The following is an 8,088-nucleotide window of genomic DNA, read 5'->3' on the forward strand; positions in this document are numbered from 1 at the left end:
TCCCGAACTCCACCGGACAGTTCCCCCGGCCCGACTTCGGTGCACCGCAGCCGCCGCTTCCCGGGCAGGCCCCGGTGCCGCCGGGATTCGATGCGCATCCGGGTCTGCCCGTACAGCACGCCCTGCCGCCGCAGCCCCAGCCGGAAGCCCTGCCGCCGGCCGGCCCTGGCGACGGCCGTACACCGCTGTTCGACACGCTGGAGACGGACTGGTTCCGTACCCAGGGCAGGTCGCAGAACGGCCTGCCCGACCAGCCGGTGGACACCCCGGCGCCGGGAGTCTCGCGCAACACCGCCGAGCACTCCGTACCGTCGATGCCGCAGCGCCCGACCGCGGGTCGTCCCGCGAACCAGGGCGCGCACAGCAACGGCTGGCGCCCCTCCCCCAATGACGAGTTGGTGCGCCAGGCCGAGCGGCTCAAGAAGCCGACCGCGGGCGGCGTCACCACCTCAGGTCTCCCTCGCCGTGTCCCGCGGGCGAATCTGGTCGCGGGTACGGCACAGGAGCAGAGCACCCAGAGCGGTCCGCAGGTTTCGCGCGCGCCGGACGATGTGCGCGGACGGCTGACCAACCTTCGCCGAGGCATTCAGCAAGGTCGTCAACAGAACACTTCGACGACCGGTAGCTTCAACCTCGGCCCCACTCACCCGCAGGAGCGTTAGTTGAGCCCGATGAGCCAGGCGGCCCAGAACCTGAACTGGTTGATCACCAACTTTGTGGACAACACCCCCGGGGTGTCCCACACGGTCGTGGTCTCCGCCGATGGACTCCTGCTGGCGATGTCCGAAGGTTTCCCGCGCGATCGGGCGGACCAACTGGCAGCGGTCGCCTCCGGGCTGACCTCGCTCACCGCAGGAGCGTCAAGAATTTTCGAAGGCGGCCCGGTCAGCCAGACCGTGGTCGAGATGGAGCGCGGCTTCCTTTTCCTCATGTCCGTCTCCGACGGTTCCTCTCTCGCCGTACTGGCCCACCCCGAGTGCGATATCGGTCTGGTGGGCTACGAGATGGCGCTGTTGGTCGACCGTGCGGGCAGCGTCCTCACGCCGGACCTGCGCGCCGAACTCCAGGGAAGCCTCTTGCACTGATCCGTATGCTTCCGATCCCGCCCCTTCTACGTATCTGTGTCAGATAGCGCTCCACGCGCCGTCACTGTCAGGTCGACCAACCGGCTCCCCCACCGGCCCGCTCAGACGGCACCAACCCTTGCTGTCCCGCCCGGAGGACTCATGACCCCGCCAACTGCCTCTCACGATCCGTACGGCTCCGATGCCTACGGATACGAGGGTGACCAGCCGCTGGTGCGTCCGTATGCCATGACCGGTGGCCGAACCCGGCCGCGTTACCAGCTCGCCATCGAGGCGCTGGTGAGCACCACGGCCGATCCCTCGCTCCTTGCCGGGCTGTTGCCCGAGCACCAGCGGATCTGCCATCTGTGCCGCGAGGTCAAGTCGGTGGCGGAGGTGTCGGCCCTGCTGTCCATGCCGCTCGGTGTGGCCCGGATCCTCGTGGCCGACCTCGCCGAGGCGGGCATGGTGGCGATCCACCAGCCAGGCAACGGAGACGCCGGCGGAGCGCCGGATGTGACACTGCTCGAAAGGGTGCTCAGTGGACTTCGCAAGCTCTAGCGGCGGTGCAGCCCGCTCAACCACCAGCGCGAAAATCGTGGTGGCGGGCGGATTCGGCGTGGGCAAGACCACGTTCGTCGGCGCCGTCTCGGAGATCAACCCGCTGCGTACCGAAGCCGTCATGACCAGCGCATCCGCAGGCATCGACGACCTCACCCACACCGGCGACAAAACCACCACCACCGTCGCCATGGACTTCGGCCGCATCACCCTCGACCAGGACCTCATCCTCTACCTCTTCGGAACCCCCGGACAGGACCGCTTCTGGTTCATGTGGGACGACCTCGTCCGCGGAGCCATCGGCGCCGTCGTCCTCGTCGACACCCGCCGACTCGCCGACTGCTTCCCCGCCGTCGACTACTTCGAAAACAGCGGCCTCCCCTTCGTCATCGCCCTCAACGGCTTCGACGGACACCAGCCCTACAACCCCGAAGAAGTCCGCGAAGCACTCCAAATCGGCCCCGACACCCCCATCATCACCACCGACGCACGCCACCGCACCGACGCCAAAAGCGCCCTCATCACCCTCGTCGAACACGCCCTCATGGCACGACTCAAGTAGTCGGTCGGCTGCAAACGGCCCAAGTCGGCAGCGATATAAGGCAGTTGTCGCAAATGTTCACAGGCGGACTGTGTCCTTAGACACGGTCCGCCTGCGCGTTCATAACGTTTCGACAGAGAATTAACCCGGGCCGGACACCCGTTGCATACGGTCGGTACCGCTGCGCTGACATCATGCCCGCCTTTTGAAGGGGCTCGCTCTTTATGCCCGTTTTATCGGTCAGTACCATCGGTAGGAATGGCTGATTCCAACTGTTTGGAACGGACCCGCTCCACATGCTGAAATTCGACGAACTCCTGAGTAGTACGGCTCTGAACGAAACACGGCACAGCTCAGGTGCCGGTGCCGAGAGGTTGTTGGTCGAGTGAGGCGAAGCATGACGGGCTCCGCGGAGCAGCAGGCGCGGGGAAACTTCACCCCGCCCGCGCGCACGGCGGCGCCCTCGGACGAGCCGCCGCATCCCCCCGACCGTGACACCGGTGACCGGGGTGGCAATGGCCCGCTCTCCCCACGCAACTGGCGCGTGCCCACCCGGCTGAACGCGATCCTCCTGATACCCGCCCTGGTCGCGCTCGTGATGGGCGGCCTCCAGGTCAAGGGGTCGATCGAGACCTGGGACGAGGCCGAGAAGGCCGAGCAGACCGCGCTGATCGTGCGAGCTGCGTCCGAGTACGGCCAGGCACTGCTCAACGAGCGCGACCTGACCGCTGCAACGCTGCTGGCCGCCCGCTCATCGGACGCCCGCCGCACCGATGTGATCGACTCCGCGTACGCCACCACGGACGGGGCCCGCCGGAAGTTCGACGCCGCCGTGAAGAACCTCCCCGAAGGCCAGGGGTTGGAACGACGGCTGGCGCTCTTCCGGGAGCAGGAGCCCGAGCTGGGCAAGCTCCGCTCGACCGCCTACAGCGCCGCCATGGACCCGGTCTCCACCGAAGAGGGCTACGTCAGGATCCAGCACCCGCTGATGTCCTTCTCCAACGAGCTGGGCTTCGGCACCGGAAACGTCACTTCGTACGGCCGTACGGTCTACGCCGTCCAGTTGGCGAAGGCCGCGACCTCCTTGCAGCGCTCCATCGGTACGCATCTGCTGGTGCGGCCGAGCGCGGAGGCCGACGTCGCGCAGAAGCAGACCGTGGCATTCAACTCCTACAGCTATCTGGAGTCGATCGCGGTCAGCGAGTTCGTCTCGGGCGGCAGCAAGGCCGACGCGGACCGCCTCCAGCGCGTCATGGCGCAGAAGAACGCCGAGGTCGACAGGAAGTTCAAGACCTCCGACCTGCCGCGTGAGGGCAGTTCCGTCTTCGCCGGGATGGCCCTGCGGATCGGCAGTGGTGCCAAACCAGCGGCGCTGCGCAAGAACGACATCACCCCGAACAGTTGGATGACCGTCGCCACCGCCAAGTTCGAGGGCTACAGCGAGATCGAGCGCGAGCTCCTGGACCGGACCGTGGACGAGGCGTCCACCATCGCGGCGGACGCCCGGCGCGACGCCTTCGTCAACGGTCTGGTCACCGTCCTCGCCCTGCTGACGGCCTTCCTCGTGGCCGGGGCCGCGGCCCGTCAGATGAGCCGCTCCATGCTGCAACTGCGCGCCGCCGCCTTCTCCATCGCGCAGGACCGGCTGCCCAGCCTGGTCGACCAGCTCTCGCGTACGGAACCGGGCCGTGTCGACACCCGCGTAGAGCCGATCCCGATCGACACCACGGACGAGATCGGGGAGGTCGCCCGGGCATTCGAGCAGGTACACCGGGAAGCGGTCCGACTCGCCGCCGAGCAGGCCATGCTCCGGGGCAACGTCAATGCGATCTTCACCAATCTCTCCCGTCGCAACCAGTCGCTGATCGAGGGTCAGATCACCCTGATCACCGAATTGGAGAACGGCGAGGCCGACCCGGACCAGCTGTCGTCGCTGTTCAAGCTGGACCACCTGGCGACCCGGATGCGCCGCAACGGCGAGAACCTGCTGATCCTCGCCGGGGAAGAGCCGGGCCGGCGGTGGAACGAGCCCGTACCGCTGGTGGACGTGCTGCGCGCGGCGACCTCCGAGGTGGAGTCGTACGAGCGCATCGAGCTGAGCGGTGTCCCGGAGTCGGAGATCCACGGTCAGGCCGTGACCGACCTGGTGCACCTGCTGGCCGAGCTCTTGGAGAACGCCACCACCTTCTCGTCCCCGCAGACCAAGGTCCGGGTGACGGCGACCCGGCTGCCGGACGGTCGCGTCATGGTCGAGATCCACGACAAGGGCATCGGGCTCACGGCCGAGGACTTCGCCGACATCAACCACAAGTTGGCCAACCCGCCGACGGTGGACGCGGCGGTCTCCCAGCGGATGGGCCTCTTCGTGGTCGGCCGGCTCGCCGATCGCCACGGCATCCGGGTCCAGCTGCGCCCCTCGGGCGAGCAGGCGGGCACCACCTCGCTGGTGATGCTCCCCGACGCGATCACGCACGGTGGCGGCGGTGAGCAGCAAGCGGCTGACAACGGCTTCACGGTGTCGCAGATCATTCCCGAGCAGCCGGCGTTCGCCAGTCCGCCGCTGCGCACCGCCGCCGAGCTCGGATTCGACGACTCGCGCTACGAGACGCCTCCTGCGGCAGTTCCCGAGGTACCGGGGAACCCTGCGCAGGAAGCCCGCTCGCGCAAGCGTGAGGAGCGCCGTGCGGCCCTGGAGGCGCAGTCGGCGGACGGCGGTCCCACGGCGCCGCAGCCGACGGCACAGCCCCAGCAGGGCCGGCCCCAGGCGCCGGAGCAACAGGGGTACGCGCCCGACTTCGGGCAGCCGTACCAGCAGCCGGACTATCCGGGGCAGGGATTCGGTCAGAACCCGTCGCAGGCTCAGCCCGGCGCGGCCTTCGACGGCTTCTCCGGTGCGCCGGCCGTCGGGCATCCCCAGGGCGCCGCGTACCAGGCGCCCCAACAGCCTCAGATGCCACAGCAGAATCAGGCATACCAGGGGCACCTGGGATCTCCCTATCCGGAAGCGACGTATCCGAGCCAGCAGCCGAACTCACCCCAGTTCGCAGGTCAGTTCGAAGGCCATCCCCACCAGGGCGAGTGGGCGAATCAGGGCTCCCAACCCCATGCATTTGAGTCTGATTTTCAGCCAGAATCGGAATTGGCCTCATCTGTCTCCAGCAGCCCCACAACCGGCCCCGAACGCGTAGGCTTCGACCGTCCGGGACCCTCTTCGAGCAGCGGTCATGAGCTGACCGAGGCCGGTCTGCCACGGCGCGGCAGTCAGCAGAAGTCGCAGCCCGAGCAGCGACAGCCTCAGCAGCAGTGGCAGCCGCCCGTGGAGCGGACCACGCAAGCGGCGCAGGGCGCCCAGTCCGAGGCGGTGGTCGGCGGTGGCAATGGCGCGACGGAATCCGCGGCCGAGCCGGCGGATTGGCGTTCCGCCAATGACGCGCGCTGGCAGCGGGCGGAGAAGCTCCGCGAACCGAAGGCCGGCGGAGTCACCGCTTCCGGTCTGCCGCGACGGGTACCCAAGGCCAATCTCATCGAGGGTGCGGCGGAGCAGACCCCCCAGCGGGGCCCACAGATTTCCCGTGCCCCCGAGGACGTCCGTGGCAGGTTGAGCAACCTGCGCCGGGGCGTCCAGCGGGGACGCAGCGCGGGAGCGGACACGAACGGACCGGGCTTCGACCCGGGTAGCAGCTACCACCAGGAGCGTTAGTGTGAGCCCGATGAGCCAGGCGGCGCAGAATCTGAACTGGTTGATCACCAACTTCGTGGACAACACCCCCGGGGTGTCCCACACCGTGGTGGTCTCCGCCGACGGACTCCTGCTGGCGATGTCTGAAGGCTTCCCGCGCGATCGGGCGGATCAACTGGCGGCAGTGGCCTCCGGTTTGACCTCGCTCACCGCAGGAGCGTCAAGGATCTTCGAAGGCGGCGCCGTCAACCAGACGGTGGTGGAGATGGAGCGCGGCTTCCTCTTCATCATGTCCATCTCCGACGGTTCGTCACTGGCCGTGCTGGCCCACCCCGAGGCCGACATCGGTCTGGTGGGCTACGAGATGGCCCTCCTGGTGGATCGTGCCGGAAATGTCCTAACTCCGGACCTCCGCGCCGAACTTCAGGGGAGTCTTCTCAACTAATAGGCAGACAGTGCGTTTCACGCCACCGCACCATAGGGTGCGGTGGCGCACCCCCCACAGGGACAGGAACCGGCTACTCGCGGTCGGAGGAGGAAACGTGGCAACACCCCCAGGCGGACGTCCTTATGACGGCGGCGTTCATCGGATGCCCGGAGAGCACTCGCACAACCGCTACAACTTTCCTTCCACCCCCACCGGAGCGGGCGCCCCCCAGCCCTATCAGCAGCAGCAGTACCCCTCGCACGACCAACAGCCGTACCCGCCCCAGGATCCGCAGCAGTACGATCATCAGCAGCGCTACCGGCAGCAGCGGCCACCCGAACCGCCGTCGCACCAGAACGCGCACAACTCGCTGGTGCGTCCGTACGCCATGACCGGTGGCAGAACCCGGCCGCGTTACCAGCTCGCCATCGAGGCGCTGGTCAGTACCACGGCAGATCCAGCGAGGCTGCAAGGGCAACTGCCCGAGCACCAGCGGATCTGCCGACTGTGCTTCGAGATCAAGTCCGTAGCCGAGATCTCGGCACTCCTCCATCTTCCCCTCGGTGTCGCCCGGATCCTCGTGGCCGACCTCGCCGAGGCGGGCATGGTGGCCATTCATCAACCCGGCGGCGACGAGGCCGCCGGCGGTCAGCCAGACGTGACACTGCTCGAAAGGGTGCTCAGTGGACTTCGCAAGCTCTAGCGGCGGTGCAGCCCGCTCAACCACCAGCGCGAAAATCGTGGTGGCGGGCGGATTCGGCGTGGGCAAGACCACGTTCGTCGGCGCCGTCTCGGAGATCAACCCGCTGCGTACCGAAGCCGTCATGACCAGCGCATCCGCAGGCATCGACGACCTCACCCACACCGGCGACAAAACCACCACCACCGTCGCCATGGACTTCGGCCGCATCACCCTCGACCAGGACCTCATCCTCTACCTCTTCGGAACCCCCGGACAGGACCGCTTCTGGTTCATGTGGGACGACCTCGTCCGCGGAGCCATCGGCGCCGTCGTCCTCGTCGACACCCGCCGACTCGCCGACTGCTTCCCCGCCGTCGACTACTTCGAAAACAGCGGCCTCCCCTTCGTCATCGCCCTCAACGGCTTCGACGGACACCAGCCCTACAACCCCGAAGAAGTCCGCGAAGCACTCCAAATCGGCCCCGACACCCCCATCATCACCACCGACGCACGCCACCGCACCGACGCCAAAAGCGCCCTCATCACCCTCGTCGAACACGCCCTCATGGCACGACTGCGCTGAGCGGCGGCTCATAGCCCGGAACAGCGCACGAAGCCCTCGTACCTCCGCGGAGGTACGAGGGCTTCGTGCTGCCCAGTGAGGGAGACCCCGCGGTCGATGGCCGCGTCTCATGCCGGCCTTGTGGGTGGGACTGCGAACACAACGACAGCCGGCCCCGTCCACCTCGATGAGGTGGACGGGGCCGGCTCGGAGTCGTGCAGCCCGGTGGGCGCCCGGATCAGCCCTGCCAGCTGTGGGAGGGCTGGAAGCCGCGCTGACGCTCCAGGCGGCGCCAGCCGGCCGCCGTCGAGCGTTCCTGAAGCGGCGCGCTCTCGGGCTGGGAGGCCGCGCGGGCGAGCAGGACCGCGGTGATCGCGGCCAGCTCCTCGGGGTCGCAGTGACCCTTCTCGACCCGCAGCAGGGAAGAGGAAGAACGGTTGCTGCTCATACTGATGGGGCTCCCATTTCTCCGCAGGATCACTGCGGGGGGTTGCCGTGCTTGCGGGACGGCAGGTCGGCGTGTTTGGTCCGGAGCATGGCGAGTGAGGAGATCAGTACCTGACGGGTCTCGG

8 protein-coding genes and 1 pseudogene are annotated in these 8,088 nt (G+C 67.7%); 8 read left to right on the forward strand and 1 reads right to left on the reverse strand.

Annotated elements, in window-relative coordinates:
- The 8 genes and pseudogenes from ABZ348_RS28110 to ABZ348_RS28145 form a co-directional block, all read left to right on the forward strand.
- Positions 1 to 662 (forward strand): annotated as a pseudogene (locus tag ABZ348_RS28110) (histidine kinase); the annotation flags it as partial.
- Between the two features lie 9 nt (positions 663 to 671).
- On the forward strand, positions 672 to 1,085 hold the full coding sequence (locus ABZ348_RS28115) for a roadblock/LC7 domain-containing protein (RefSeq protein WP_142214992.1): 414 nt from the start codon (positions 672 to 674) through the stop codon (positions 1,083 to 1,085).
- Between the two features lie 141 nt (positions 1,086 to 1,226).
- The gene (locus ABZ348_RS28120) at positions 1,227 to 1,625 is read left to right on the forward strand and encodes a DUF742 domain-containing protein (protein WP_329023658.1); all 399 of its coding nucleotides are present in this window, start codon (positions 1,227 to 1,229) and stop codon (positions 1,623 to 1,625) included.
- Positions 1,606 to 2,187, forward strand: a complete 582-nt coding sequence (locus ABZ348_RS28125) for an ATP/GTP-binding protein (RefSeq protein WP_358937668.1) — start codon at positions 1,606 to 1,608, stop codon at positions 2,185 to 2,187. Before ABZ348_RS28120 ends, ABZ348_RS28125 begins: the two co-directional genes overlap by 20 nt.
- 364 nt (positions 2,188 to 2,551) lie before the next feature.
- Entirely contained in the window at positions 2,552 to 5,866 is a 3,315-nt protein-coding gene (locus ABZ348_RS28130; protein ID WP_358937670.1) for a nitrate- and nitrite sensing domain-containing protein, read from the forward strand.
- A 10-nt stretch (positions 5,867 to 5,876) separates the two neighbouring features.
- Positions 5,877 to 6,290 carry a roadblock/LC7 domain-containing protein gene (locus tag ABZ348_RS28135; protein ID WP_009997645.1) on the forward strand — a complete coding sequence of 138 codons (414 nt, stop codon included), beginning with the start codon at positions 5,877 to 5,879 and terminating at the stop codon, positions 6,288 to 6,290.
- A 97-nt stretch (positions 6,291 to 6,387) separates the two neighbouring features.
- Complete coding sequence (locus ABZ348_RS28140) at positions 6,388 to 6,975, forward strand: DUF742 domain-containing protein (protein ID WP_358937672.1); 588 nt, start codon at positions 6,388 to 6,390, stop codon at positions 6,973 to 6,975.
- Positions 6,956 to 7,537: an ATP/GTP-binding protein gene (locus tag ABZ348_RS28145; RefSeq protein WP_358937674.1), complete on the forward strand. Its 582-nt coding sequence runs from the start codon at positions 6,956 to 6,958 to the stop codon at positions 7,535 to 7,537. Before ABZ348_RS28140 ends, ABZ348_RS28145 begins: the two co-directional genes overlap by 20 nt.
- Before the next feature lie 217 nt (positions 7,538 to 7,754).
- Here the strand turns inward: ABZ348_RS28145 and ABZ348_RS28150 are convergent, their stop codons facing one another.
- Positions 7,755 to 7,964 carry an acyl-CoA carboxylase subunit epsilon gene (locus ABZ348_RS28150; RefSeq protein ID WP_358937676.1) on the reverse strand — a complete coding sequence of 70 codons (210 nt, stop codon included), beginning with the start codon at positions 7,962 to 7,964 and terminating at the stop codon, positions 7,755 to 7,757.
- Positions 7,965 to 8,088: the final 124 nt, after the last annotated feature.

Origin of the sequence: Streptomyces sp. NPDC005963 (genome assembly GCF_040638655.1) — a bacterium.
In the GTDB taxonomy this organism is placed as follows: domain Bacteria; phylum Actinomycetota; class Actinomycetes; order Streptomycetales; family Streptomycetaceae; genus Streptomyces.